Below are 23,898 nucleotides of genomic sequence, written 5' to 3'. Positions count from 1 at the left end.
CGTTGAAGCAGATCAAGGACCGCGTACTGACCGGCGCGATACCTCAAGTGTTCATTTGGTCTAGCATATCATGTGTTCGGAAACTACAACTAAGTGCGAAAACAGTCAAGGATATTTATCCGCATTGTCCCCTTTTTTTTGATTAGTGTATGGCAAGTGATATTTTTCAGTCGCCAACGGTTCCTTTTTTTGTAGGGAATTTCCCTACAAACGAAATCGGATAATGGAAATGTCCGCGTAAAGAAAACGCAAAAACCGTGATTGTGAGAGGAAGGCAGGAGTCCGTGTGTCGTATAAGTGTCAGAAAATTGTCGGAATGTTGATAGCCTGAGAACACGTTAGCGAGGTTTTGTGACGCAGTTCGCAAAAATAGAGGACACCAACTCCCGTAATAGTTGAGTAAAGTTTTCAGTCTTTGTGATTGCGCAATCGCCCGGGACTACATGTCAGGCGATCTCCGAGAGATAACGGAGCCAATCCACCTCAAGGGCAGCAGAACGACTCCCGCCGTGAGAATCACTGTCCAGAGGAGCCAAGTTGGAATGTTTGGGAGCCAACTTGCCAGGAAACGTGCGAAATCACGGTTGTAGACGCTCTTGGTTCCCCTAGAAGTGACCTTCAGAAAGGTCAGGGCACTATGTTGGTCAAGGAAACGGAGACCAGATTTGCCGTAGAGGCATGCCTTGGTGAGAACTTGAGGGGAAAATCGCCTTGATTGAACCGTGGATAGGGCTAAGTCGCCTCCCAGGCGATGGACAATCCAGGCATTCGGCCCAAGAAGCTCGGCGAAAATGGCCATTTTTGCGAGTGAGGTTGTGTCGGTGGTTCGGCTGAGCAGGGTTCGGCCACCATCGGTCCTTGCCAGGGTTGCCAGGGACGGAACCAGTGAGGCCAAAGTCTGTTTGGCTTCCTTGGTCGACATCCCAGCGAGATCACCCAATCGTCTTGCCAGCCAGTCGGGGAGTTGCTCAAGGCGGCGGGCTTGCTTAAGGAAGGTCGACAGCGCCTTACCGGTGGTCGATGCCACCAGGGCCGGGGAGGCCAGACCACCCGATGCGACCGTGGAGCCCCCACTAATGACCTGCGCGACAGTCGCGCTGAGACCGATGCCGGATAATCCGACTAGCACGGAATCCACTGGTTCATCCTGTAAGTATCGAAGTCCATCTCTTACAACGTGCGTGCAGCTTGGTTGAAGTTAACGGGGATGTTCGCCGCACGGTCGAGACGATGCTGGCAAGCATGGGGATTAGCCGTGAAACCCGTGCTCAACTCCTCAGCCATGGCTTGGGAGGAGTGCAGTCGGTGCATTATGACCGCCACACCTACATGGAGGAGAAGCGCGCTGCCTTGCTCACCTGGGAATCGCACTTGCTTGAAATTGGCGCCACCCTATGATCTATGTCGGAATGCCTAAGGCATCGCGAACGTCAAGAGCCGTGTTCGCCAGCCCGAGTGAATCCGCTCAGATCGGCGCGTCGCTTGCTGGTCCGCGAGCGTGTTTGGCTTTGCTTGGTGGTAGGCTTCGGGTCGAGCCAGTTTGGGCTACCTGTAGCTGAACTTAGGAGGTACATTCCTCATGGGGACATCAAACGCCGTGGTGCGCGCCAGAATCGATGCGCAAATCAAAGAGGAGGCATCCGCCGTCCTGGCGACGATGGGCCTGACAGTCTCCGACGCCTTTCGCCTGTTGCTGATGCGCGTTGCCCAGGAAAAAGCGCTGCCGTTCGAGCCCCTGGTACCTAATGAGACCACCATCGTGGCGATGCGGGAAGCGCGAGCCGGCCATCTCAAGGGATTTGATAGCGTGGAAGCGCTGATGGCAGATCTGCATGCGGAGGATTGAGCGGACCAGCCAATTTAAGCGGGACTACAAGCGGGAAACCAAGCGGCGGCATCGGACGACACTTGAGGCCGACTTGGTTCCCGTCGGCTAGAGGCTTAGATTTTCAGATCGGCGATGACACACCGTGACCATGCACTGACCGGCCAGTGGCAAGACCACCGTGATTGTCACGTGAAGCCAGATCTGGTGTTGATCTACCGTAAACCAGATGACGCTGTGTTGCAGCTTGTCCGGCTCGGCTCGCATAGCGAGCTCGGTCTCTGCAAACACTTGAGAACTCAGTTCCCGCACCCCGCCCAATTCCGCCACGACACCAGATTGAAAGCCAAGCCCAAGACCAGGCCGAAGACCGACTGATCACCGCCGAGGAGGTGCGTCGCATTGCCGGCGGCATCAGCGACATGACCCTTTGGCGTTGGCTCAAGCGCGGCATCCTGCCGTCACCGCTGGTCATCGAGCGGCGCCGGTATTGGTGGCGGGAGGCGATTTTGGATTCACTGCAATGCGCCGGACGCAGCGATGCCCGGCCAGTGTCACCCCACGCAACCTATGGCGAAACAGAGCATGCCAAAGACCATCCATGACAAACTCGCGGCGATTATTGCCGGTATCGAGCAAACCGGATCCGCTGAAACCCTGCGCCTGACGGTGCTCAAAAAATGGTTCGAGCACGAAGGCCGTCTCACCGCCTTCGCGTTTTGGATGCTCGCGCGAGTCATCGAGGAGGCGAAGGTCTCCTCCCCAGAGGCGGAAGCCTTGCTGGAGGAAACCAAAACCCTCCTGGGTGACGCCGGTGAGAAGGGCCACTTTGATCGGACCGAGGCCAGGTCATTGCGCCAGCGACTGCACGACTTTCAGTCGGAGATTCGCTATGTCCATTCCACTGCGGTGCGCATCGTGCGCGAGGCTTCGCTAATGCGGGTGGAAGAGGCGCTCGACATCCTCCTTGGATACGGGCTTGGATACGGGGGCGCGGACTGCCCGGCTGGCGGCTATCAACTCGCCGCCCGCTACTGTGAGCACTATGATTCCCGCCATGGCACCAACCTGAACGGGCCGGCCTTAGCGCGCGTGCAAGCCATCGCCGCGTTTGTCGCTCAACAGGAAGGCCTGGAAACCGCTTCGCAAGAAGGCAACCAGCGATCCCTGTCGGGGCCTTGGCTCCGTCCGCCTCGGTGAGTCCTCGCGGCGCGCGCTGAGTGAAGTGACGACGCGCGCGGATCAGTGTGGCGATGAACCGCCAGTCTCGGATTCAAGCCGAACTTGTCGCTCCCGAAGCTCCTCCAGTCCGATGAACCGGGTGTATCCGTCAAACCCGAGCATCCGCTCGCGCACCGCAGTTGTCGTGCCCTGATGCAACAGCGCCCCGGCCCAGTCCTGCATCGCCTTGACCGCGCTGAACAGCGAACCACAGGGATAGGCAACCAGATCATAGCCAAGGTCCTGCAACTCAGCGGTCGATAGGAAGGGACCGCGCCCGCCCTCGATCATGTTGGCCATGCTGGGCACCCCCAGTGATCCCAACGTCTGATTGACGGTGTGCATCGCATCAGGATCATCGACGGCTTCGACAAAGACCATGTCGGCACCGGCCTGGGCATACAGCCGCGCACGACGCAGCGCTTCGTCCAGCCCAAGAACCGAGTAGGCATCGGTGCGGGCCATGATCACGAAATCCGGATCGCGGCGCGTCCACAGGGCGGCCTTCAGTTTCGGCAGATACTCCTCGACCGGCACGACCTGCTTACCCTGCATGTGACCACAGCGCTTGGGGTAGGTCTGGTCCTCAATGAACAGGCCAGCTGCGCCCGTGGCTTCGACCTCGCGCACCGTGCGGATGACATTGTTCAGATCGCCAAAGCCGGTGTCGATGTCGACAAAGACCGGGATGCTGACCGCGGCGCAGAGGTTGCGGTACTGATCGATCATCTCGCGCCCGGACAGTAAGCCAATATCCGGCATCCCGAGCAGACTGCCGGAGTGTCCAAATCCAGCGGCGGCAATGGCCTGAAAACCGGCCTGCTCGAGCACCCGGGCCGAGAGGCCGTCATGGCAGGCGGGCAGTTGCAGAATCTTGGGATCGGCCACCAGGGCGCGAAAGCGTTGGGCGGGTGTCATTAGAGCGAGCTTTCCTCCGGTGGAATCCGGTCCGACATCGGTGGCGCGGACAGCCGCGGCATCCGGTTGCCGCCGAGTTGGAACTGATAATCCACCGTCAGTATCTCCACTATCCGGCCGCTGGCTTCAGCTTGGTCGATCCGGCAGATCCGATTGGCTTATGGCATGCTTGTGGAAATAGAACAAGAGAATGAAACGGAAACACATCATGCGCAACAAGATTCTCTATCGCTCGCTGCTGGGCGCCGTCTTACTGCTGGTGCTGGCGGCTTGCAGCGATCAACCGACGCTCAGTCCCTTGTCGCCAGACGCGGTGATTCTCTCCTTCGGCGACAGCTTGACCGAAGGCGTGGGCGCCAACAAAGAACAAAGTTACCCGGCGGTGTTGGCGACCTTGACCGGGCGGCGGGTGATCAACGCCGGCATCTCTGGCGAGGAGAGCGATGCCGGCTTGGCGCGCTTGCCGCAGCTGCTCGCCACCTGGCAGCCCGATCTGGTGATTCTTGGCCATGGCGGCAATGATTTTCTGCGCCAGCGCGACACGGATCAGACCCAAGCCAATCTAACCCAGATGATCGCACTCGCACGCAAGCAGGGAAGCGAAGTGGTTCTGTTAGGCATCCCGCGCCCGGGCTTGCTGGTGCGTACCCATTCGCTCTATGACGAACTGGCCGATGAACTGGACGTCCCGCTCCAAGCCAATGCGATCGCGGAAATCCTCGCCGACAAGACGCTGAAATCCGATGGGTGCGGCTCCTTTAGAACGACGCTCAGCGACTAGAAAACAACAGCTTAACCAGCTAGAAACCTGAGGACAGGGAAGACAGGGCCTCCACTCGGGTGCGAAACTGAAGGGACGAAACTTTTGTCACGGACCCTGAGGAGACCCTGTCGATGCCATGCTACACGATTTCTTTGCCAAGCCTCGATTGCTACGAGGGGGCGATCGCGCAGTTCGTCCAACTGCTTGAGACGCTGAGCGGGGAGCAAGCCCAACATGCCACGCACGGGGAAATCGAAGCGCTGGTGCAACAGGGCGGCATGAAGCTGCTGTGTGAGATGGTCCAGTCGCACCTGGAACAAAGAGCGCGAGAGGAACCGCGGTATGCGTCCGTGATTGGCGCCGATGGTTATCCCCGGACCCATCATCGCGCCGGCTGTACCCGACTTCTGGAGACCCGCTTTGGGGAAGTGACCGTCACGCGCCGGGGCTACGGTGCGCGGGGACTCCAGAGCGTCTTCCCCTTGGATGCTGAGCTGAATCTGCCCCCGGGCAGGTATTCCCATGGCCTGTGCGAGGTGCTGGCCGGTGAGGTCGTGAACAACTCCTTCGACGCCGCGCTTGCGGCACTCGAACAAGCCGGCGGCGGGACGCTGGCCAAGCGCCAAGCCGAGGAGGTGGCCGTGCATCTGAGCCAGGACTTCGACGCCTTCTACGCCCAACCCTTTGTCCCCCAGGAGCCGAATGAAGCGAGCGAACGCCTCCTGATCATCAGTGCTGACGGCAAGGGCATCGTGATGCGCCCCAGCGATTTGCGCGAGGCCACCCGCAAGGCGCGCGAGCGCCAAGCGCACAAGCAACAGACCCGGCTGAGTCCTGGGGAGAAAAAGCAGCGCAAACGCATGGCCACCGTCGCCTCGGTCTATGAGGTCGAGCCCTACCCACGCACCCCAGAGCAGATCTTTGATCCCAAACAAGCCCCCGCGGGCAAACGTCCCGAAGTCCAGAACAAACGCACCTGGGCACGCGTGGAGGCCGATCAGCGCACCGTCATCGAGCAGGCGTTTGAGGAGGCCATGCGCCGCGACCCGGATCAGCACCGCCGCTGGGTGGTGCTCTGTGACGGTCAGGAAGATCTGCTGCGCCAAGTCACAGCCGCGGCCGAGCGCTACAAGGTCGAGGTGGTGGTGATCCAGGACTTCATCCATGTGCTGGAATATCTGTGGAAAGCCGCGCATGCGCTCTTTCCCGAGACCCCCGCGGAGCGCGAGCAGTGGGTGATGGAGCGCGCCATGGCCATCCTCGAAGGTCGCGCCCACGACGTGGCCGTGGGACTGCGCCGCGCGGCAACGCGCAAGCAACTCGGCGAGACGGCGCGCAAACCCATCGATAAGGCGGCCGACTATATCGACAACAACCGCGAGCGCCTCGAATACGACCAAGCGCTTGCGCTGGGGCTGCCAATCGCCACTGGTGTGATCGAAGGCGCCTGTCGCCATCTCGTCAAAGATCGCATGGATCTCACCGGGGCGCGTTGGGGGCTGGCCCGCGCCGAGGCGATCCTGAAACTGCGCTCACTAAAGATCAGTGGGGACTTGCCGGCCTATCTTGCGTTTCACTTCGACGCTGAGCACCGACGCCACTATCCAGGACCACCGATCCCGCTGGACTTGCCCGTGGCGGCATGATGTCTCACTTGCGCCATCACCATCGACCGGAAACGTCGCCCGCAACCGCTGGATTCTGCGGCGCTTGGCGTCGTTCCAAAAGAGCCGCACCCAAATCCGATCAGATACACCCCAACGCCCAAGGGTATCGCCAATTGGCCGAGGCGATCGAACGCCTGCTGCGGCAAGCTGGCGCCCTGCCGCCGGGCTGATTGGCTTGGTCGAGCTGGCGCGCGGAAACGACGGAAAGATGCCGCCGGCCGGATTAGTCAAAACCAAGACGCCGCAGTCGCCTGGCGCTCTTCATCCGCGTTCAATGGACATCCGTGATGGCAACCGCGATAACCACCAAGAACCTCGCGATTTCAGGCCCGGGTACCTATGTGGTGCTGCTCAGCGCGCATGGCTCGGGCACTGTGGTCATCGGGCGTCTCGGTGCCTTGATCCTAGTCGCGGGCGTGACCTTTGTGGGCGGTGCGAGAAACAGCCGCATCCGGCTTGAACCATCGCACCCGCGACCCTGTATTCCAATGCAAGACTCAGCTTAGACCCAGACTACTCAGCACCGCCCCGATCAGAATGACCAAGACGATGACACTCAGGGCAAGCGCCAGGAACTGAAAGCCAATCGCCCCCACACCCAGCAACACCGCGCTGGCAGTGGCCCGCCTGTCCTCCCGGCGAATGAAGGCGATCACCCCACAGGCAATGGCCACAAAGGCGAAGCTGACGGTCAGGACATCGATCCATGCATCAAGCGATCGCGTGCGAGGTTCAGGCGGCTCTTGACTGGCCGCGCCGGTTAATTGGGCCACCACGCGCGCCTTGATCTTCAGCGCTTGTTCGGCGACAACATCCTCGAGCGGGGGTGTTGGTTCCAGCGGGCCGAGCCAGAAATGCAACAGCGCCGAGCCCAGGGCAAGCAAACCGAAGACCACGCCGATCAGGCTGATGGTTCGTGTCTTGATGGTTGGATGCGTCATTCTCGTGCGGCCTCCCAGGCGAAATCACCCGTGCGTTACAAGCGACCCCAGTGTTCCTAAGTTAGCCGCCGCGGCGGGGACCATTCGGCCTCGCGCAGCGCCGCCAACGCCTTGCGAAAGACCTTATGCTGCATGAGTTGTGCGAGGTATTTCGCATCTTTGTCTCTCCCAAGCGCCACGCGAAGCGACGGCCACTGTAGCGGATTCTTCGCTATCTCGCCGGCTGTCGCGAAAGAGCGCCTTTTCACCGAGCATTCGCAGGCGCTTTACAACTATCGTCAGGCCATATGAACCATGCAAGAATCCAATCCATGCGCCTGTTTGTCGCCGCGCCACTCCCAGGATTTCTGATCGAGGATTTGCAGGTCTTGCGACGGTCCTTGCAGTCCGCGGGGCTCAAAGCGCGCTGGGTGCCGCCCGGCAACATGCATTTGACGCTGAAATTCCTGGGTGAGGTCGGCTCACAACAGCTTCCCAGCCTGGGTGATACCATCAGCGTGGCAGCGACCGGCATTCCTCCAATCACCCTGGTCGCCAAGGGGATCGGCGGTTTTCCGAATCTGCGCCAATGCCGCGTGCTTTGGGTCGGCCTGGATGGCGAGACCCAGCGATTGATCGACCTCCAGCGACGTCTAAGCGGGAAATTGCAATCCCTCGGGTTTCCGCGGGAGCGCCGGGCCTATCATCCGCATCTCACGCTGGCACGGACGCGATTACCGCTGGACGCGCGGCATTGGACCGCCCCATTCGCCGACTGGACATCGCAAACCATGACGATCGATCAGCTCGCGCTCTTTGCCAGCACGCTCAAGCCCACGGGGGCTGAGTACCGGTGCCTGCACCGCGCGACGCTGACCGGCCAAATCCACCCTTGAGGTTACCCAGGAGACTGACAAGATGCGCCTGTTCACTGCTCTCATGATCCTTGTTCTGGTTCCCGCCGCGAGCGGAGCACAGACGCAGGCCGACCTGAACCAGACCGCCTGTGGCAAGTTTGAACAAGCCGACCAGACACTCAATCGCGTCTACCAGCAAATCCGCCAGCGCTATCAGGGCGACAACGATTTTCTGGAGAAGCTCAAGCGCTCCCAGCGCGCCTGGATTGCCTTTCGCGATGCCGAGTTGGAGGCGCTATACCCTGATGAAAACAAACAAATCAGCTATGGCAGCATCTACCCGATGTGTGTTTGCGGCGAGAAGGCGCGACTGACCCAGAACCGCATCGAGCAGCTAAGACGCTGGTTGGAGGTTGAAGAAGGCGATGGCTGTGCTGGTAGCCGACGGCCTTGATGACACAATTAGTAGGCATCCAGGGCGGAGGAATCGGGTCACCCAGAGGCGGTAGCCGACGCAAATGCCTGGGCGATGTCATCAAATCACCGCGCAACGATCGTCCTGGCAACGCTTCTTCCAGCGGCGCTGGGCAAACCAGGCATAGCCGAGTTCCATCACGGGGATCAAGCGCAGCCCGCGCGCCAAGGCGGCCAGCAGAGACCAACCGGGGAGCGCCGACCAGAGCACGACAAAGGCTTCAGCGCCGGTGTGAATTTGTGAACCCTCAAGGACATGAAACCGCGCCATGGCGGACTCGCGGGTGATGCCGAGCGATTCGCACGCGCTTGGGTCGGCATCAATGTCGATCCAGTCCACTGGCCGACCGGGCCTGGGGCGTTGATAGTGGGCGATCTCGCGTCGGCAGAGCGGACAGCCGCCATCGTAGAGGACGCGCAATGGCGAGTTGGAATTCTGCATGGATGTGTCTTGGTTGGGCATTGGCGGAACGCCGCATCTGGTTTCAGCTTCACTTCAGGTTGGGCCAACCGGGCGCGCGCCCAAGGGGAATCGTTCGGGTCTGTCTTACGCTGACGTCGCATCGGCGAGTGGCTTGCGGGCCACTAAGTCGATCAATGCCGCCTGGCCGGCATGACCGGTGCCCTCCTGCAGTTCGCACTCGTACTCCTCAAGCCGCAGAATCTCAAGCTCGGCGAAGGCGTCGCGCAGGAGTTCTGGCGTGTAGAGCAGCTCGGCACAGGGCGGGCCGCCACTGTGAAAGGCCAGCTGCGCCGGAGTGAAGCCATGCAGCAGGAGCAGGCCACCCGGCGCCAGGGTGCGCTGCATCCCAGCGAAGATCGCGGCTCTGAGCGCGGGCTCGGCGAATTGAATGAAAACTGCCACCACAACATCATAGCGCGCGGGCGCCCATGGCCAGTCGCGCAGGTCGGCCTGATGGAAATCCACCGCGACCCCGCGGGCCGCCGCCAGCTTGCGCGCCTTGGTCAAGGCAACCCCAGAGCTGTCCATCGCGCTGACCTCGAGCCCAAGTTCAGCGATATAAACAGCATGGCGCCCTTCGCCATCAGCGACGACCAGCGCGCGCTGGCCGGGTCGAAGCCGATCAGTCTGCGCCGCCAGAAACTGACTCGGCTGAGTGCCGTAGAGATAGTCTTCTTGATCGAAGCGTTGGTCCCACATAGGTGATCTCCGCCAGAGAATTCTGGATGCGACTTTTTTAGATTCTTTACCGTCAATCCCACGGATTCATCATCCGGGGTGGCCGGGACCATGAGCGTTAGGAACACAATGGCATGAGCACTCAGCAACTTGCAGGCACAAGCCGTCCGGAGCGGGACGAGCAACCCGACCCACACTGGGGCGAACCCCATCCGCTGCATGACCCTTGGATACTCGCCAATTTCCAAGCACGCCCGACAGATGTGCTGATCACCACGGCGCCTAAGGCCGGCACTACCTGGATGCAACAGATTCTGCATCAACTGTGCACCGGTGGCGATGAGGCGTTCGAAGACATTGATGATGTGGTTCCCTGGCTGGAACGCCAGCGCCCGCCGCAGACATGGCGGCAGGTGCTGGAGGCGTTTGAAGCGCTTGCTACCCCGCGCTTGTTCAAGACCCATTGCACCTGGGAGCAGACCCCGGGTCGGGACATCGCACGTCTGATTCTGACAGTGCGCGATCCGCGCGACTGCTGCATCAGCTTTTACCACCATTTGATGGACATGACCGACAGCGCGCTCGCCTGTCACGGACTGGAAAGACCAGCGAGCCTGGATGCCCACGTCGATGCCTGGCTGGGGTTCGGCGCCTGGTTTCGCAACCTGGCAAGCTGGTGGCCGCAGCGCGAGCGCGACAACCTGCTGATGCTGCGCTACAGCGACCTCAAGGCCGACTTGCCCGCAGCGATCACCCGCATCGCCGACTTTCTTGGCTGGCCATTAACGCCGCAGACGTGCGAGCGGGCCGCGCATCTGTCCTCCTTCGCCTGGATGAAGGCGAACAGCCAGCGCTTCGCCGGGCGTAACGCCGACGGCAGCCCGATGTTTCGCCCTGGCGGCTTTATCCGCAAAGGCGAGACCGGCGATCACAAAACCCAACTGACACCCGATCAGGAGGCGCGCATTCTGCGCCGTTGCCGGCAGGAACTGCCCGCCGAGTGTCTGGCCTATTTGGGCCTTGGTTGATCTTTCGAAGCCGTCATCGCGGATCAGTGACCTCGGAATCGATCATCACCCCGAACATCTCGGCAAAGTCCTCGAGTACAGCGACGCGATTGATCACGATGAACATGAGCGGATCTCCTGTTGGCCTTCTTGCCGATGTGTCCGTGTCTTTGGCGAGTATGGACAGGGGGACTGGCCGCAATTCAGCCCAACCGGAAGGGAGCATAAGGCCATCAGGAAACGGCATCCCTCAGCGCGGCGCTTGCCTGAATGATAACGCTGCCAGCCGGAACCCCGATATCCTCGGCAATCACCGAGCACTTGGCCTGCAGCAGAAAGCAAATGGGCGCATGGACGCCGCTCAGCGTCTCGTAATTGGCTTGGCCCTTAGCGATGATCAGCCGAGCGCGGTTGAAGCGATCGCGGAAGTCTGGCGAGCACAGCCCCAGCGGCGCGCCCATGGCGTCGCAACCGGTGTCAATGATCTCCGCGACCTGGTCCAGGCCGGCGGCGACGGCTTCCTCGCGGGTGGCATCGTTTAGCACCGGGCCAGCCTTGACCGCATAGCGCACGGGCAGAGGCATGGTCTCGATCAGCACGCGATCGAAGACAGTCTCACCGGCGTTGTCGGCTAGATACAGCACTTCATCCACCCGTTCCAGCGCCTCGCGCAGCACGGGCAGGTCATCGATCAGGGGGTTGGCCTGAAGCACTCGCTCCAGTGTCGCTTCCAGGTCGAAGGTCTCGGCGACACCATGGTCGATGATATTGCCAGCAATGGCGATGCGCACCGCTGTCCGGAGAGTATCCTCAGCTGTCGCCACATGCGCCCGCAGCGCTGGGAGCAATGCCAGGGCCTGCGCGGTCGCCTCGCGTTTTACCTCCAGATAGGGGTCGGCAACGCGGGCGCGCTCGCGTACCAGCCGATGAATTCGCTCGCCCATCTCCGGCGGCGTCGCATCGCTGGCCAATTCGCGCAGGGCGGTCAGGGTATCTTCCAGGATCGCCCGCTGTAGTTCGGGCGAGGCGCCGGCGCGGCGGGAGGCGCTCAGGGCTTGGCGGAGAAAGCAGGGCCAGCAGTCGAGGTAGACGCGCATCTGAGCAGCCCCTAATGTTGGCGTTTCTGTTGCAGCAGTTGGTCGTGGTAGGAACCCTCGCGCAGCAACTTGGCGCCGCAATTGGGGCAATGATCGTCCTGGCAGGGGACACCGTTGCGATGCGCGCCGTGATAGTCACACTTCGGGCAGATGCAGGTGCCGCCGGCACCCATGTTGTGTGGCCGTTGCTGTGGCATGTTGGAACCTCCGTTCTGCTGTTATCCGATCAATCCAGTCGGGATTATCCGGGGTGTTGGGACTGGAGGCATTGATAAGTCGCGTTTCAGGGGTTTGTTCGCGCACGGGTATTGCGATATGGAGGAAAGTGCCGATCCTGGAGCAGGCCGGTGGTTCTTGGTCGTTCAGCACGACCTGAGACGCAAGCGGAGAATCATCAGCCGGCCGAGCACGAACCCACTAAGGTCAATCAGTTTGACGGCGCGATGGGCCAGTGCTATCTGCGGGGCCTTATGGGTGGAACCTCAGGCGCGTGGACTTCGGCGTAAAGGCAAGAGGCATCCTGCAATTAATCAATGCAAGCGGCTAGCAGCAAAGTGCTCCCTGAAGCTGTCTCTGGCCTCTGCGATCAACGGCTGCAGCAGATCCTCGGTCATTTCCATGACCTCAATGCCCAACTTGCGGCTCTCCACCATGAGCGCGACGACATTGAAGTCGCCGTCACGTTCGGTCTGAATCGGCGCTTCATTTAAATTGAAAGCCACCCAGGCTTCCATGACGCGGAACTGATTGGGATGGAGCATCGCTAACACCTCTCAATGATCAAGATTGCGCTGAGGCGCTTCGGCTTGGCATCAGGGTTTCGATCAAGTGAAACCCAGCGCTCGCCATGCCTTCACGCGCGGAGAATCGATGGACCTCCCGCCGCTGCATCCCTGAGTCGAGGTTGCGTTGGTCGCAGCCCTCGGCCAGTGCCAATGTGCGCAGCCATGATAGCAAGGCAGATGATCGATCCGCACGGATAGCACCCAGGTTAAACGGCCGCCGCCCACCGCGACTGGGTTTTCAAGATCGTACAAAATGGGATAAGCATCCAGTGCCACTGTGACTGACGCTTTATCAGGAGTCCCCAAACCGATGAACACCTGGGACGACGCCGATGCCTGCCCCAGGCCATCAAGGACATCTTGTTCCGCTCCGCCGAGCGCTGCCAGATTCCAGTCATCTGACCATAGGCATGGTGAACAAGCGTCCCTAGGCTGGAGAACAAGATTCCCTGAGCTGGTGAACAAGATTCTCTAGGGTGCAGAACCAGATTCCCCGGACTGGAGAACCAGGGTTCCTAGGCTGGTGAACAAGAAACCCTGGCCTGTTAGGGTAAAGACCCATGGTGCCCCAGTGTCGTTCCCTACAACGCTGAGTTCGAATTGTGCGATACGCGTACGCTCTCGGGTAGGGTAAACAGCCAGAAGCAGAAAAAAGAGTACAGCAAAAACAGCGGTTAAGCCTCGGAATCTCTCGTTCGGCTGCCTGCACCCTATGTGAAAACCGGTGCGGCTGAGCTAGGGCACTCAGCCACATGTGAACCTTGTGCACCCCCCCCGTCCCCTCGCGCGCGCGTCTGCTAGCAAGCAAGCAATAAAAATACTCACAGAGAATTTTGAATGCTGCTTGCTGATCGCTGACGCGCGCGAGAGCGTTTGCCGCATCCGGGCTGATGCGACCCGGACAGCCTGGACGACCAACCAGCCCCGGTTCCCCGTCCAGATCTTCCCTGGACAGGGCAAGCACGAATGCTCGGGTTTTTCCCGAGCTATCGGTGTCGCCGATCGGCGCCCAATCGCGCAGGCTATCCGGCATTCAACCCACTCGCCGGAGACCCGCCCGTATGCAACCCCTTTCGCTCCCCCATGGCGTCGACGACCCGCCCTCGCTGCTGCTGTGGCGGCTCGATGAACTCATCCCGCTGTTGCTCATGCTGGTCGTCGGCATGCTCAGCGACAGGTTGCTGATCTTCCTCGCCCTCGGACTGGGGCTGTCACGCCTGTACGGCCGCTTTCGCGACAGCCGCCCGGATGGCTTCGCGCTGCACTGGGGCTAATGGCACGGGCTGGTCCCGCTCAAGTCCCGACGCTGCCCCAATCCCTTCACGCGCCGCTTTCAGCCCTGAGGTCGCCCATGGATTTTCACACCCTCACGCGCACCTGGCGCGGCCTGAACGCCGAGAACCGCTTCCACCGCCTGGTCCTGGCGGTGTTGTTGCTCACCAACCTGCTGACCCTGCTCGCCCTGGTCCGCGCCGATCACACCGTGGTGCTGGTGCCGCCGATTCTGGAAGGCGAGGTCAATATCGCCCGCGACAGCGCTAGTCGCTCGGTCAAGGAAGCCTGGGCGGTGCATGTCGCCGGCCTGCTCGGCAATGTCAGTGCCGGTTCGGCGGACTTCATTCGCGAGGCGCTCGAACCCCTGCTGGCGCCTCCGCTGCGCCGGGAGATTCTCGCCGTCATTGGCGACCAGGTCGAAGCCATCAAGCGCGAGCGCGTGGCGATGTACTTCTCGCCCAATGCCCTGCGTTACGACCAGGCCAGCGACACCTTCTTCGTCACCGGCCGCCAAGTGAGCGCCGGTCCCGGCGCCGAGCCAGTGCGGCATCAGCGCACCTACGAAGTCCGCGTCGGCTTTCAGCACTACCGCCCGGTGATCCGCCATCTGGATGTCTACCCCGGCGGTCCGCGCACGACCGAGCAACCTTGAGGAATCCTGAATGCATGTTCAACCCCGCCGTCTTGCTGTTTCCATCCATGCTGTCCTGCTCGGATCGGGGCTTACCCTGATGAGCCTCGGCTGCCAGGCCAACGGTCCTTTCCTGCGCACCACTGCGGATGCAAATGCCGAGACAGCGTCCGCCAAGGACGCCCTACTGGCAATCGGCCCCCGCACCGTCACTGTCGCACCGGGCAACAATGTCATCCTGGAACTGGCCATTGATCATCTCAACCGCATTGTCACACCCTTCCGCCAGCCCTCGGTGAGAACCGTCTCGAGCGTCTCGACCGAAATCGATGGCAGTGTTCTCTATGTCGCTACGGCTGAGGAAACCCCAGCGACCCTGTACATCACCGATGCCGATGATGCTCAGACCACGGTTGCGCTGACGCTCGCGCCCCGTCGCGTGCCACCACGGGAGATTCGTCTGCTGGTGCCGGGATTGGAAAGCCGTCGCCAGGCAGCCGGTTCCTCATCTGGCGTGGCTCAGTCGGAAGCGACCCTGCCAGATATCCCGCTAATCGCCACCTGGCGCCAGCCGCAGCATTACATCAATGAGCTGACCCAGGGCTTTCGCACCCTGGCCTTGGGCGAGGTGCCGAGTGGCTACCGCAAAAGGGGAGGGCGGTCCGGCGAAGCCATTCACTGCGGGAGGGATGTCCGGGTGAGCCGAGTGACCGCCTACGACGGGCAGCCGTTGCGCTTTCTCACCGCCAAGGTGGGGGCGAAAGGCGATACGCCTGTGGTGTTGGATGAACGCCAGTGCCGGTTGCACAAGCAGGACGCCCTGGCCGCCGTCGCGCTTTGGCCAAGCGCGCCAGTCAATCCCGGGGCTGAGGCGACGCTGATCATCGCGATCGATGACAGCAGGGAAGGGCCGCCAGCCACTCCGAAGCGCGCGGGAGGTTTTCGCTGATGGCCGAATGGACAGACAACTGGGAGCGGCTCTCCCCGCGCCTGCGCCAATGGATCACCCTAGGGGCCGGCAGCGTGATTGTCGGGTCGCTGGCGCTGCTGATCGCCACCGCCCCGCAAGACGACCGCAGCAGCGAGGCGCAGCGTCGGCGCCTGGTCGACAATCTGCTGATGAAAGCCGGCATCGCGCCGAGGATCGGACGGCGCATACAGGGCGCCGACCATGGTCGAAATATTCGGCTTTAACAGCCCACTGCCGAGCGCGATCAACGCAAGTCCCGACCAGGAGAACGCTGGAATGCCCGGCACCGCCATGCACAGATGTCCGGCCATGATGACCATACCGCCATAGAGCGTCGTGCGGCGCGCGCCGAGCAAACGATCCGCCAGAAAACCGCCAACCACCGCCAGCAGATAGACTGACGCGCCATAGGTCGCAACCACCACGGCGGCGGTCGCCTCATGCAACCCCAGCCCGCTCTCGGCGAGGGTGGCGTAAAGGTAGTAGGCCAGAATGGCCCGCATGCCGTAGTAGGAAAAGCGCTCCCCCAACTCGACATTGAACAGCATCGCCAGTCCGCTCGGATGGCCAAAGAAGCGGCGGTTGTCGCCGGCGGCGAGGGAGCGTTCGGCCGGCGTGGGGGAGGGCGGTTGCAGGTCGGTCATGGAATCAGGCGTGCTCGGATCAAAAGGGTGCCATCCGCCAATCGTATGCTGACGGATCCATCCGGCGTGCAAGGCAGGTGCTAGACTAGCTCGCCTGATCAGCGACCTTCATCCGCAATCATGCTGCTGTCACTGCCAACAGCCATCATTCATCTGCTGACAGTTAGCGAATGGCTGACGGCCATTTTGCTTCTGCGTCGGTATGCCGTCGTGGCTGGTTTTCCGCGCCTGCGGATCTTTGCCCATGCCATGCTGCCGCACCTGGTGGCGGGCCTGTTGGTGCTGAGTTTCCATGCCAGCGGTGACCGCGTCCAGTGGCTGTTGGAAGGATCACGACTCATGACCTTCCTGGGCAGCCTCTCGCTCCTTTGCGTGACCCTGCTGATGCTGCGCATCCGGCGCATCCCGTCCGCTTGGTTCGCACTCGCGCTATTGGTCTTGGGACTGACCTGGGGCTTGAGCCGACTGTGGGTCGCGGATGGCCTGTCCGCTTTGCTCCCCGGTGCGAATCTGGCGTATCTCGGCTTTCTGGTGTTGCTCTTGGTGGTGCATCGCCAAAGCCCCAGCCTGTTCTCGCCTTGGAGCATCGCGGGATTCTGGTTTCTGCTGGTTTTCGTCGCCGGGGCGATTGTCGCCACCCGGGTGGCGACCCTTCAACTTGGCCTGCCGAGCCTCGCCCATGCCGATGCTTTGCATGGCGCAAGCGAAAGCCTGCTATCTGTCAGCAATTTTTTGATCGCTTTCGGCGCTTATCGGCGTTTGCGGTTGGCAAAACCTCAGTCCGCGATCAAGGCTGGACCGTCCGCGCTTGACGCATCAGCTCCGGTAATTGACCTGCCATCGAATCAGTCCACAATCCCATGACGCGCCCGTTTATTATTGTCCTGGCGGTTGCGATGCTGCTCGCGCCGACACTCTCCCGAGCCGGCGAGGCGCTGCCGCTGACTCTGCTGCACTTCAACGACTTTCACGGTCAGCTCGATCCGGTGGAAGATCAGGGAGGCACGTCGACCACGGGTCAGCACCTGGGCGGGACGCTAAAGACGTCTTCCGTGCGGTTCTCGACAGCCGGCTTTCGCATCCTGGCCGCCAAACCTCGAGATCTCTCCGACGCCATTCCCAACGCCAGTGACCCTGATCCTGCAGCCGCCGAATGGCCCGCGCATCGGCATCCTCGGCCTGGTCACCGAGGAAGCGAGTCAGGCTGGAATTCCTCTTCCTTTTATCGGTTTATTCAGTATGGTGCAGCAACTGATCTATCAATTCGTAACGCTTCTGGTCGTGCTCGACCCAGTCGGGATGCTGGCGGTTTTTGTTGCCGTTGTCTCCCCGCTCGAACCTCGTGAAAGGCGAAAGACAGCTGTACTCGCGATTTCCTATGCCTTTGGCGTGCTAGTCTTTTTTATTGCTGCTGGCGAGTTACTGTTGATCCAAATGGGGATCCCACTGTTGGCTTTCCAGATTGCCGGCGGCATCCTGCTTTTGCTCTATGGCAAAGAGATGACCCTGAGTACCCATGCACCAGGCGAAGGGACTAACGATAGTAGCAGCGGCTTGCATGCATTGGCCGTCTACCCCCTGGCGGTTCCAGCGATTGCCGGACCCGGTGCCATGCTGACCGTGGTGCTCCTCACTGATAACCGACAATTCAGTTTAAGCGAGCAGCTGGTGACGACCGGGGTTCTGGCATCAGTCCTCTTCGTGTTTCTGCTGATCCTGATGGCAGCAAACCCAATCATGCGCGCAATCGGTCCGGGCGGCGCCAATGTGTTGCGGCGGGTGATGGGAGTCCTTCTGACTGCGATCGCGGTGAAAATGTTGCTGACCGCGATCGCGCACTGGTTGAGCCTTCCGCCCCTGCAATAGATGACCAGCGCATCAGCAGCGGACTGTGCTGGGCAGATCATCATGATCAGTGCTTCTTCTTCGATGGCTTGGGGTCTGGAGATAACGTCCTCACCATCGCGCCCCAGAGCAATGGCCAGTATTGTGAGGGCGATTCTGTCAGTTCGCCGCAGTGCTCAATCACCGCCGCCATCGCCCCCGTCACCGCCGCCGTCGAACCAATCGCCGCCATCGCCGCCGAATCCGTCGCCAGCTCCCGGCCCCAAGCGGGAGACGAGCTTGACCAGCAGCACAAAGATGGCTATTCCGAACAGAATTGGACAAAAGGCGCCCCTGAGCCAATCACTGGAAAACAGATCCATGCAGTGAAAGGACCAGGCGGCGATGATAAGCCAGAGGATAACCGCCATAATTGCTTCCCGATGCCGACGAGACGCCCTCAGCGCCACTGTCGCGCGGACCATACCTGTTGAGGACAACCGTGAAAGTGATTCTTCTGGGTAATGCCGGTTCCGGCAAGAGCACCTTCTCCAGGAAACTACTCGCCCGCGAGCCGGCTGCTTGCCTGTCGCTCGATACCGTCGCCTTCGCGGGTGGCCCGACACGACGTCCGCTTGCGGACAGCATTGCCGCCGTGCGGCATTTTATCGCCGCACATGAGAGCTGGATCATCGAAGGCTGCTACGCCGATATTCTCGAGTCCATCCTGGCTGAATGCGAGGAACTGATTTTCCTTAACCCCGGTATCGAGGTCTGTGTCGCGCATTGTCGCGCACGCCCGTGGGAACCAGAGAAATTTCCCTCTCCAGAAGCGCAGAACGAGAACCTGGACAACCTGATCGACTGGGTTCGCGCCTATGAGACACGGGAGGATGAGTATGGACTCGCGCGGCATCGGCAGCTGTACAACAGCTTTCGCGGCAAGAAGCGCGAGTTGCAGGATCCTGCCGACTACGTCGGTGTTTAAGCGCCGCGTGCTTGAGCGCCTCCGCACGACGATTACTATCTGCGGAAAAGATCATTACCTATTTGTGGTTGGGCTAAGCACTGAGATCCCTATCCAGTAATTTACTTTTTGGCCTACCGCAGACTGACTGCGTGATCGCCGAGGGGCTTCTTCAGATAGGTGGTGGGGCGGTTAACGACCCAATGCTGTCAGTCAATGCAACGCCGGCAGCGTCCAGTTTGTCCGAAATCCGGACGCTAAAGCCGTGAATAGGTGGTACTGGTCTTCGGCGATGAGCCGCAACTGAGTTCGACCTGCCGGAATTCGTGTGTGCCCTCAAGCCGGTCGCTCGCAGCGACACAGAAACTCATAGGATGTCTTGGGCGAAGGGTGTGCTATACCGGATTCTATTATCTGACGAGAGGGGAAATGCTGTGTGAACAGCGTTGGTCTGAACGAGCGGAGCATCATTCAGGACATTCGCAACCAAGAGGCCGAAGAAATTGCCTTAACCAAACTCAGCCTAGTGGTCTTTCAACTATGTCGAAACACATCCAATGCGGGGCGCGGGATTCATGCTCGCGCGGATCACACCATGATGCTAAGCTCCGGCTATCCCCGCTTGGCTACATCGTATGAGATGACGATCATGGTATCCGTTGCTTCCACGCACCGCATGCGTGCGTTTTCTATTCCGCTACTCTCGTTGGTTTTCGCTGGGCTGCTGGGCGCTTGCTCGGGCGGTGAAGAGCCGCCGCCCCTGACAGGACCGCGCCCAGTCAAAACGCTGGTGGTCGCCGGAGCGGACGGGGAGGGGGCTGGTGTTCGTCAGTTCCCGGCACGCATTGATGCGATGAACAAGGCCGAGCTGGCGTTTCGGGTGCCGGGCACCATTGCCGAGTTGCCGGTCAAGGAGGGCGATCAGGTCGAGCCAGGACAGCTACTGGCAGCGCTCGATCCAACCGACTACGACATCACGCTCAAGGACGCGCAGGCGAGTTTCGAGCGCGCCCGCAAGGACTTTGAGCGCGCCACGGAGTTGGAGAAGGATGGCTTTATTTCCCGTACCGACTTCGACGCCAAGGAGGCGGAGTTCAAGAACGCTGAGGCCGGGCTCGCGCGGGCACAGCAGGATCTGGACTATACCAAGCTGACGGCATCCTTTGCCGGCACCGTAGCCGCGCGCTATGTGCAGCGTTTCGAGGAGGTGCAAGCCAAACAGCCGGTGCTGGCGCTGCATGACACGGGCGTGCTGGAGGTCAAAATCGATGTGCCGGAGACCGTCATTCTGGGTTTGCGCCCGTCGCAGACCGGCCGGATGGAGCCGGGGCGCGTGCCGGTGTTCGCCGAACTCGACAGTCGCCCCGGCGAACGCTTCGACCTGACCCTGAGTGAGATCGGCACGCGCGCCGATCCCCAGACCCAAACTTTCGAGGTCACCTTTACCATGCCGGCGCCCAAGGCCTTCCGGGTGTTGCCGGGCATGACTGCCACTGTCACCGCCGATTTGAGCGGCGTCGCGGCCGCCGCCCCAGTGCAGCTGTTGCCGGCGTCCGCCGTAACGGCGGATGAGGCGCTTGGGCCTTTTGTCTGGGTCGTCGATGAGACCAACATGACAGTACGGCGCAATCCGGTCCAGGTCGGGGCGCTGCGCGGTGGGTTGATCGAGATCGTGGGCGGACTCGAACCCGGCACTCGGGTCGTGGTGGCCGGCGTGGGTCAACTGGCCGAGGGGATGAAAGTGCGTCTGCTGCCCGAGCGCGAGGAAGCCGCGCCGCGCCCTGAAGAGGCGCCGACCCAATGAATATCGGCGAATATTCGGTTCGTAATCCGGTTGTCTCCTGGCTGTTGGTCATTATCCTGGTCGGCGGCGGCATTTGGGGCTTCCAGGGCATGGGTAAGCTGGAAGACCCGGCCTTTACCGTCAAGCTGGCCAAGGTGGTGACCTTTTATCCCGGCGCTTCGGCCCAGCAGGTCCAGGATGAGGTGACCTACCACATCGAAGAAGCCCTGCAACTGATGGAGCAGGTCAAGGGGATCAAGCGTTCCGTCTCCCGGCCCGGCTTTTCCGACATCACAGTCGAGTTTCAGGACAAGTACCGCGCGGCGGACTTTCCGAACATCTACGACGAACTGCGGCGCAAGATCGCCGACATGCAATACAAATTGCCACCCGGCGCCCAAGCGCCGGTGGTGATCGACAGCTTCGCCGATGTCTATGGCATCTATCTCAGTCTGAGTGGCGAGGGCTATAGCTGGCGCGATCTCTGGGATACGGCGGATTTCCTGAAAAAACAACTGGTACTTGTGCCCGGCGTGCGCAAGATCGTCATCGACGGCAAACAGTCGGAAGTTGCCTATCTGGAGATCTCCCGCGCGCGCCTCGGTGAGCTGGGCATCCCGCTTGATCGTATCGCACAGGTGCTCAAGTCCCAGAATGTTGTGGCCGATGCCGGCAATGTTCAGGTTGGCGATGAATATTTACGCATCTGGCCAACAGGTGAATCCAGCTCAGTGCAGTCCATCGCCGATGTGCTGGTCAGCTCGGACTCAAAAAAGCTTGTCCGCCTCGGCGACATTGCCGAGATCCAGCGGGCCTATGAGGCGGTGTCGGCAAAATATTATTACGCCGATGGCCACCCGGCGCTGATGCTGGGCATTTCCGCCCAGGCGGGCGCGAATGTGGTCGAGGTCGGAAGCCAGGTGGATCGGCGCCTGGCCGAGTTGCAGACGGAGATTCCCATCGGGATGGAGCTGCAAGCCGTTTACGATCAGCCGAAGGAAGTCGAGACTTCGGTGACCAGCTTCATTGTAAGTGTCGCCCAGGCCGTGGTGATCGTGCTGGTGGTGCTGCTGTTGTTCATGGGCGTGCGCGTTGGCTTCATCATCGGTGCCGCGCTGCTGATTACGGTCGCCGGCACCCTGTTCATCATGGCCATCTACGGCATTGAGTTGCAGCGCATTTCGCTTGGTGCCCTGGTCATCGCCCTGGGGATGCTGGTGGATAACGCCATCGTGGTTGCTGAGGGCATGCTGGTGCGCATGAACGCCGGCATGCAAGCGCCGGCAGCGGCGCGCGAAACGGTCGGCAAGACCATGTGGGCGTTGCTCGGCGGCACCCTGATCGGCATTCTGGCCTTTTCCGGCATTGGCTTCTCGCAGGACAGCACCGGCGAGTTCGCCGGCTCCATGTTCTATGTCATCCTGATCGCGCTCAGCCTGTCCTGGATTACCGCCATCAGCACCACGCCGCTGCTGTGCGCGCTCTTGCTCAAGCCCGGCGGTGGCGGCGACCAGGAGGATGCCTATGGCGCGCTGCCGTTTCGCGTCTATCGTGGTCTGCTGGCCGGGGTCCTGCGCTGGCGCTGGCTGACGCTGGGTGCCGTGATCGGGCTCTTTGTGCTGTCGCTCTGGGGCTTCGGCTTCGTCAAGCAGGCGTTTTTCCCGCCATCCAATACGCCGCTATTCTTCGTCGATCTGTGGGAGCCGGAAGGCACCGACATTCGCAAAACACGCGAGGATGCTTTGCGCGTGTCCGAGTTTCTGCGCGGGCTAGAGGGCGTCGAGCAGACGGCGACCGTCATTGGCGGGCCGCATCAGCGTTTTACCCTGGTCTATGACTCCAAAGATGCGAGTTCCGCTTATGCGCAGATCATCGTGCGTACCGACAGTCGCGAGCGGATCGACGCGGTCTGGAACCAGGTCAATACCTTTCTGCGTGATGAGCTTTACTGGACCGACCCGATCATCAAAAGCCTGATGATCGGCCCCGGGCGCGACAGCAAGATCGAAGCGCGCTTTCATGGACCCGATCCGACCGTGTTGCGCGAACTCGCCGCGCAGGCCAAGGCGATCATGCGCGCCGAGCCCGGCACCAAGGAAGTTCGCGACGACTGGCGCGAGCCGGTCAAGGTGATTCGGCCCGTCTTCAATGAGCAGGTCGGTCGCCAGCTTGGCATTAGCCGCGAGGATCTCGCCGGCGCATTGCAATATGCTTTCGATGGCGTGCAGGTCGGGGTCTATCGCGATGGCGAACGGCTGCTGCCGATTCTGATGCGCGCGCCGGAAAAAGAGCGTCTCGATGTCACCCTGATCCAGGACATCCAGGTCTGGAGTCCGATGCTGCAACGCTCGGTGCCGGTCTCCCAGGTGGTTGATCGCTTTGAAACAAAGTGGGAAAACCAGGTCATCGGCGGGCGTGATCGCACGCAAACTATCATCGCCTCCTGCAATCCAACCGGCGAGCTGGCCGGGCCTTTGTTCGAGGCGCTGCGCCCGCAGATTGATGCCATTGAGCTGCCGCCGGGCTACAGCCTGTCCTGGGGCGGCGAGTTCGAGGATCAAAGTCGGGCGCAGGCGTCGCTGTTCGGCGCGCTGCCGCCGTCTTTCTTGGCCATGGTGCTGGTCAGCATTCTGCTGTTCGGCAAGCTGCGCCAGCCGCTGATCATCTGGCTCACGGTGCCGCTGGCGATTGTCGGCATCACCGCCGGACTGCTGGGCACCAACGCGGCCTTTGACTTTATGTCCATGCTGGGCGCGCTCTCTCTGGTCGGCCTGCTGATCAAAAACGCCATCGTGCTGATCGAGGAAATCGACCAGCAAATCGAGACGGGCAAGCCGCCTGAGACAGCCATTCTGGACTCGGGCGTGAGTCGCATGCGCCCGGTGGTGCTGGCCGCAGCCACGACTATTCTGGGACTGATTCCGCTGCTGCCGGATGTCTTTTTCGTCAACATGGCCATCACCATGATGGCCGGTCTGGGCTTCGCAACCGTGTTGACCCTGCTGGTGGTTCCGACGCTGTACGCGATGCTGTTTCGCATTCCCTCACCAAAGGTGGCGGGGGCGGCCGGTAGCCACTCCGAATCCGTGGCAGAGCGTCCAGACCCTGGGTCCCATGTAGGCTAAACCA

The 23,898-nt window shown here is 61.1% G+C and carries 29 protein-coding genes; 19 read left to right on the top strand and 10 right to left on the bottom strand.

The genetic code is table 11. The features are described from left to right. Positions 1-439: 439 nt before the first annotated feature. Complete coding sequence (locus Thiofri_RS16790; protein WP_009147732.1) at positions 440-1,138, bottom strand: hypothetical protein; 699 nt, start codon at positions 1,136-1,138, stop codon at positions 440-442. Positions 1,139-1,188: 50 nt separating this feature from the next. Between Thiofri_RS16790 and Thiofri_RS16785 the strand changes: the two genes are divergently transcribed. From Thiofri_RS16785 to Thiofri_RS16765, 5 genes are all read left to right on the top strand, one after another. Further along, a complete protein-coding gene (locus tag Thiofri_RS16785) occupies positions 1,189-1,398 on the top strand; it encodes a site-specific integrase (RefSeq protein ID WP_040854818.1) in 210 nt (69 codons plus the stop codon). A gap of 181 nt (positions 1,399-1,579) precedes the next feature. Continuing rightward, positions 1,580-1,846: a type II toxin-antitoxin system RelB/DinJ family antitoxin gene (locus tag Thiofri_RS16780; RefSeq protein WP_009147733.1), complete on the top strand. Its 267-nt coding sequence runs from the start codon at positions 1,580-1,582 to the stop codon at positions 1,844-1,846. Positions 1,847-1,960: 114 nt separating this feature from the next. After that, the gene (locus tag Thiofri_RS24965) at positions 1,961-2,203 is read left to right on the top strand and encodes a type II toxin-antitoxin system YafQ family toxin (protein ID WP_086014214.1); all 243 of its coding nucleotides are present in this window, start codon (positions 1,961-1,963) and stop codon (positions 2,201-2,203) included. 14 nt (positions 2,204-2,217) lie between these two features. Continuing rightward, positions 2,218-2,430, top strand: coding sequence for a helix-turn-helix transcriptional regulator (locus tag Thiofri_RS16770; RefSeq protein WP_051023788.1), 213 nt, complete (start codon positions 2,218-2,220; stop codon positions 2,428-2,430). Continuing rightward, positions 2,411-3,025 carry a hypothetical protein gene (locus Thiofri_RS16765; protein ID WP_040854821.1) on the top strand — a complete coding sequence of 205 codons (615 nt, stop codon included), beginning with the start codon at positions 2,411-2,413 and terminating at the stop codon, positions 3,023-3,025. Before Thiofri_RS16770 ends, Thiofri_RS16765 begins: the two co-directional genes overlap by 20 nt. Positions 3,026-3,067: 42 nt before the next feature. Here Thiofri_RS16765 and Thiofri_RS16760 read toward each other — a convergent pair whose 3' ends face one another. Then, the gene (locus Thiofri_RS16760; protein WP_009147735.1) at positions 3,068-3,964 is read right to left on the bottom strand and encodes an isocitrate lyase/PEP mutase family protein; all 897 of its coding nucleotides are present in this window, start codon (positions 3,962-3,964) and stop codon (positions 3,068-3,070) included. Between the two features lie 208 nt (positions 3,965-4,172). On the opposite strand from Thiofri_RS16760, the gene Thiofri_RS16755 reads away from it, so the two are divergent. From Thiofri_RS16755 to Thiofri_RS16745, 3 genes are all read left to right on the top strand, one after another. Further along, entirely contained in the window at positions 4,173-4,745 is a 573-nt protein-coding gene (locus Thiofri_RS16755) for a GDSL-type esterase/lipase family protein (protein WP_009147736.1), read from the top strand. A 113-nt stretch (positions 4,746-4,858) separates the two neighbouring features. Beyond that, positions 4,859-6,373, top strand: a complete 1,515-nt coding sequence (locus Thiofri_RS16750) for an ISKra4-like element ISThio1 family transposase (protein WP_323705484.1) — start codon at positions 4,859-4,861, stop codon at positions 6,371-6,373. 308 nt (positions 6,374-6,681) lie between these two features. Next, a complete protein-coding gene (locus Thiofri_RS16745) occupies positions 6,682-6,900 on the top strand; it encodes a hypothetical protein (protein WP_009147739.1) in 219 nt (72 codons plus the stop codon). Here the strand turns inward: Thiofri_RS16745 and Thiofri_RS16740 are convergent. After that, positions 6,892-7,335 (bottom strand): hypothetical protein, encoded by a 444-nt coding sequence (locus Thiofri_RS16740; protein WP_009147740.1) that lies wholly within the window; start codon positions 7,333-7,335, stop codon positions 6,892-6,894. The two genes, Thiofri_RS16745 and Thiofri_RS16740, sit on opposite strands and share 9 nt — an antisense overlap. Before the next feature lie 311 nt (positions 7,336-7,646). Here Thiofri_RS16740 and thpR point away from each other — a divergent pair, with 311 nt between their 5' ends. Both thpR and Thiofri_RS16730 read left to right on the top strand, forming a co-directional pair. After that, entirely contained in the window at positions 7,647-8,210 is a 564-nt protein-coding gene (thpR, locus tag Thiofri_RS16735; protein ID WP_009147741.1) for an RNA 2',3'-cyclic phosphodiesterase, read from the top strand. A gap of 22 nt (positions 8,211-8,232) precedes the next feature. After that, positions 8,233-8,625, top strand: a complete 393-nt coding sequence (locus tag Thiofri_RS16730; protein ID WP_009147742.1) for a lysozyme inhibitor LprI family protein — start codon at positions 8,233-8,235, stop codon at positions 8,623-8,625. Between the two features lie 81 nt (positions 8,626-8,706). Here the strand turns inward: Thiofri_RS16730 and Thiofri_RS16725 are convergent, their stop codons facing one another. Next, entirely contained in the window at positions 8,707-9,108 is a 402-nt protein-coding gene (locus tag Thiofri_RS16725; RefSeq protein WP_009147743.1) for a thiol-disulfide oxidoreductase DCC family protein, read from the bottom strand. A gap of 84 nt (positions 9,109-9,192) precedes the next feature. Then, positions 9,193-9,807, bottom strand: a complete 615-nt coding sequence (locus Thiofri_RS16720) for an SAM-dependent methyltransferase (RefSeq protein ID WP_323705483.1) — start codon at positions 9,805-9,807, stop codon at positions 9,193-9,195. A 113-nt stretch (positions 9,808-9,920) separates the two neighbouring features. Here Thiofri_RS16720 and Thiofri_RS16715 point away from each other — a divergent pair, with 113 nt between their 5' ends. Then, positions 9,921-10,814 (top strand): sulfotransferase domain-containing protein, encoded by an 894-nt coding sequence (locus Thiofri_RS16715; RefSeq protein ID WP_009146816.1) that lies wholly within the window; start codon positions 9,921-9,923, stop codon positions 10,812-10,814. Positions 10,815-11,026: 212 nt separating this feature from the next. On the opposite strand, the gene Thiofri_RS16710 is transcribed toward Thiofri_RS16715, so the two are convergent. The 3 genes from Thiofri_RS16710 to Thiofri_RS16700 form a co-directional block, all read right to left on the bottom strand. Then, the gene (locus tag Thiofri_RS16710) at positions 11,027-11,890 is read right to left on the bottom strand and encodes a damage-control phosphatase ARMT1 family protein (RefSeq protein WP_009146818.1); all 864 of its coding nucleotides are present in this window, start codon (positions 11,888-11,890) and stop codon (positions 11,027-11,029) included. An 11-nt stretch (positions 11,891-11,901) separates the two neighbouring features. Further along, positions 11,902-12,087: a hypothetical protein gene (locus tag Thiofri_RS16705; protein WP_040854306.1), complete on the bottom strand. Its 186-nt coding sequence runs from the start codon at positions 12,085-12,087 to the stop codon at positions 11,902-11,904. A 333-nt stretch (positions 12,088-12,420) separates the two neighbouring features. Further along, positions 12,421-12,624 carry a hypothetical protein gene (locus Thiofri_RS16700; RefSeq protein WP_143741723.1) on the bottom strand — a complete coding sequence of 68 codons (204 nt, stop codon included), beginning with the start codon at positions 12,622-12,624 and terminating at the stop codon, positions 12,421-12,423. A 1,112-nt stretch (positions 12,625-13,736) separates the two neighbouring features. Here Thiofri_RS16700 and traL point away from each other — a divergent pair. The 3 genes from traL to Thiofri_RS16685 all read left to right on the top strand — a co-directional run bounded on the left by traL (position 13,737) and on the right by Thiofri_RS16685 (position 15,530). Continuing rightward, a complete protein-coding gene (gene traL / locus Thiofri_RS16695) occupies positions 13,737-13,949 on the top strand; it encodes a type IV conjugative transfer system protein TraL (protein WP_009146821.1) in 213 nt (70 codons plus the stop codon). Between the two features lie 77 nt (positions 13,950-14,026). Further along, entirely contained in the window at positions 14,027-14,602 is a 576-nt protein-coding gene (locus Thiofri_RS16690; protein ID WP_323705482.1) for a TraE/TraK family type IV conjugative transfer system protein, read from the top strand. A gap of 10 nt (positions 14,603-14,612) precedes the next feature. Then, positions 14,613-15,530 (top strand): TraK domain-containing protein, encoded by a 918-nt coding sequence (locus Thiofri_RS16685; protein WP_323705481.1) that lies wholly within the window; start codon positions 14,613-14,615, stop codon positions 15,528-15,530. 59 nt (positions 15,531-15,589) lie between these two features. Here Thiofri_RS16685 and Thiofri_RS16680 read toward each other — a convergent pair whose 3' ends face one another. Then, positions 15,590-16,195, bottom strand: a complete 606-nt coding sequence (locus Thiofri_RS16680; RefSeq protein ID WP_323705480.1) for an oligopeptide:H+ symporter — start codon at positions 16,193-16,195, stop codon at positions 15,590-15,592. 120 nt (positions 16,196-16,315) lie between these two features. Between Thiofri_RS16680 and Thiofri_RS16675 the strand changes: the two genes are divergently transcribed. Together Thiofri_RS16675 and Thiofri_RS16670 are read left to right on the top strand one after the other, a co-directional pair. Next, positions 16,316-17,059 (top strand): DUF3593 domain-containing protein, encoded by a 744-nt coding sequence (locus Thiofri_RS16675; protein WP_323705479.1) that lies wholly within the window; start codon positions 16,316-16,318, stop codon positions 17,057-17,059. Positions 17,060-17,323: 264 nt separating this feature from the next. Further along, on the top strand, positions 17,324-18,061 hold the full coding sequence (locus Thiofri_RS16670; RefSeq protein ID WP_009146829.1) for a MarC family protein: 738 nt from the start codon (positions 17,324-17,326) through the stop codon (positions 18,059-18,061). 155 nt (positions 18,062-18,216) lie between these two features. On the opposite strand, the gene Thiofri_RS16665 is transcribed toward Thiofri_RS16670, so the two are convergent. Then, positions 18,217-18,450, bottom strand: a complete 234-nt coding sequence (locus Thiofri_RS16665) for a hypothetical protein (RefSeq protein WP_009146830.1) — start codon at positions 18,448-18,450, stop codon at positions 18,217-18,219. Between the two features lie 71 nt (positions 18,451-18,521). Here Thiofri_RS16665 and Thiofri_RS16660 point away from each other — a divergent pair, with 71 nt between their 5' ends. From Thiofri_RS16660 to Thiofri_RS16650, 3 genes are all read left to right on the top strand, one after another. Next, positions 18,522-19,007: a P-loop NTPase family protein gene (locus Thiofri_RS16660; RefSeq protein ID WP_009146831.1), complete on the top strand. Its 486-nt coding sequence runs from the start codon at positions 18,522-18,524 to the stop codon at positions 19,005-19,007. A gap of 628 nt (positions 19,008-19,635) precedes the next feature. Continuing rightward, entirely contained in the window at positions 19,636-20,790 is a 1,155-nt protein-coding gene (locus Thiofri_RS16655) for an efflux RND transporter periplasmic adaptor subunit (RefSeq protein WP_223296647.1), read from the top strand. Beyond that, positions 20,787-23,894: an efflux RND transporter permease subunit gene (locus Thiofri_RS16650; RefSeq protein ID WP_009146833.1), complete on the top strand. Its 3,108-nt coding sequence runs from the start codon at positions 20,787-20,789 to the stop codon at positions 23,892-23,894. Before Thiofri_RS16655 ends, Thiofri_RS16650 begins: the two co-directional genes overlap by 4 nt. Positions 23,895-23,898: the final 4 nt, after the last annotated feature.

The organism is Thiorhodovibrio frisius (assembly GCF_033954835.1).
GTDB classification, from domain to species: domain Bacteria; phylum Pseudomonadota; class Gammaproteobacteria; order Chromatiales; family Chromatiaceae; genus Thiorhodovibrio; species Thiorhodovibrio frisius.
The sequence above is the reverse complement of the archived record's forward strand: the minus strand, read 5'-3'. Positions and strand labels throughout refer to the sequence as shown.

What these genes read in the sequence shown, in the direction of transcription:
- Thiofri_RS16650 (WP_009146833.1), top strand. Translation starts at nt 20,787, where the DNA reads ATGAATATCGGCGAATATTCGGTTCGTAATCCGGTTGTCTCCTGGCTG.
- Thiofri_RS16700 (WP_143741723.1), bottom strand. Translation starts at nt 12,624, where the DNA reads ATGGAAGCCTGGGTGGCTTTCAATTTAAATGAAGCGCCGATTCAGACC.
- Thiofri_RS16675 (WP_323705479.1), top strand. Translation starts at nt 16,316, where the DNA reads ATGCTGCTGTCACTGCCAACAGCCATCATTCATCTGCTGACAGTTAGC.
- Thiofri_RS16710 (WP_009146818.1), bottom strand. Translation starts at nt 11,890, where the DNA reads ATGCGCGTCTACCTCGACTGCTGGCCCTGCTTTCTCCGCCAAGCCCTG.
- traL (WP_009146821.1), top strand. Translation starts at nt 13,737, where the DNA reads ATGCAACCCCTTTCGCTCCCCCATGGCGTCGACGACCCGCCCTCGCTG.
- Thiofri_RS16725 (WP_009147743.1), bottom strand. Translation starts at nt 9,108, where the DNA reads ATGCCCAACCAAGACACATCCATGCAGAATTCCAACTCGCCATTGCGC.
- thpR (WP_009147741.1), top strand. Translation starts at nt 7,647, where the DNA reads ATGCGCCTGTTTGTCGCCGCGCCACTCCCAGGATTTCTGATCGAGGAT.
- Thiofri_RS16715 (WP_009146816.1), top strand. Translation starts at nt 9,921, where the DNA reads ATGAGCACTCAGCAACTTGCAGGCACAAGCCGTCCGGAGCGGGACGAG.
- Thiofri_RS16745 (WP_009147739.1), top strand. Translation starts at nt 6,682, where the DNA reads ATGGCAACCGCGATAACCACCAAGAACCTCGCGATTTCAGGCCCGGGT.
- Thiofri_RS16740 (WP_009147740.1), bottom strand. Translation starts at nt 7,335, where the DNA reads ATGACGCATCCAACCATCAAGACACGAACCATCAGCCTGATCGGCGTG.
- Thiofri_RS16755 (WP_009147736.1), top strand. Translation starts at nt 4,173, where the DNA reads ATGCGCAACAAGATTCTCTATCGCTCGCTGCTGGGCGCCGTCTTACTG.
- Thiofri_RS16665 (WP_009146830.1), bottom strand. Translation starts at nt 18,450, where the DNA reads ATGGCGGTTATCCTCTGGCTTATCATCGCCGCCTGGTCCTTTCACTGC.
- Thiofri_RS16680 (WP_323705480.1), bottom strand. Translation starts at nt 16,195, where the DNA reads ATGACCGACCTGCAACCGCCCTCCCCCACGCCGGCCGAACGCTCCCTC.
- Thiofri_RS16760 (WP_009147735.1), bottom strand. Translation starts at nt 3,964, where the DNA reads ATGACACCCGCCCAACGCTTTCGCGCCCTGGTGGCCGATCCCAAGATT.
- Thiofri_RS16690 (WP_323705482.1), top strand. Translation starts at nt 14,027, where the DNA reads ATGGATTTTCACACCCTCACGCGCACCTGGCGCGGCCTGAACGCCGAG.
- Thiofri_RS16685 (WP_323705481.1), top strand. Translation starts at nt 14,613, where the DNA reads ATGCATGTTCAACCCCGCCGTCTTGCTGTTTCCATCCATGCTGTCCTG.
- Thiofri_RS16655 (WP_223296647.1), top strand. Translation starts at nt 19,636, where the DNA reads ATGGTATCCGTTGCTTCCACGCACCGCATGCGTGCGTTTTCTATTCCG.
- Thiofri_RS24965 (WP_086014214.1), top strand. Translation starts at nt 1,961, where the DNA reads ATGACACACCGTGACCATGCACTGACCGGCCAGTGGCAAGACCACCGT.
- Thiofri_RS16780 (WP_009147733.1), top strand. Translation starts at nt 1,580, where the DNA reads ATGGGGACATCAAACGCCGTGGTGCGCGCCAGAATCGATGCGCAAATC.
- Thiofri_RS16720 (WP_323705483.1), bottom strand. Translation starts at nt 9,807, where the DNA reads ATGTGGGACCAACGCTTCGATCAAGAAGACTATCTCTACGGCACTCAG.
- Thiofri_RS16765 (WP_040854821.1), top strand. Translation starts at nt 2,411, where the DNA reads ATGCCAAAGACCATCCATGACAAACTCGCGGCGATTATTGCCGGTATC.
- Thiofri_RS16730 (WP_009147742.1), top strand. Translation starts at nt 8,233, where the DNA reads ATGCGCCTGTTCACTGCTCTCATGATCCTTGTTCTGGTTCCCGCCGCG.
- Thiofri_RS16705 (WP_040854306.1), bottom strand. Translation starts at nt 12,087, where the DNA reads ATGCCACAGCAACGGCCACACAACATGGGTGCCGGCGGCACCTGCATC.
- Thiofri_RS16750 (WP_323705484.1), top strand. Translation starts at nt 4,859, where the DNA reads ATGCCATGCTACACGATTTCTTTGCCAAGCCTCGATTGCTACGAGGGG.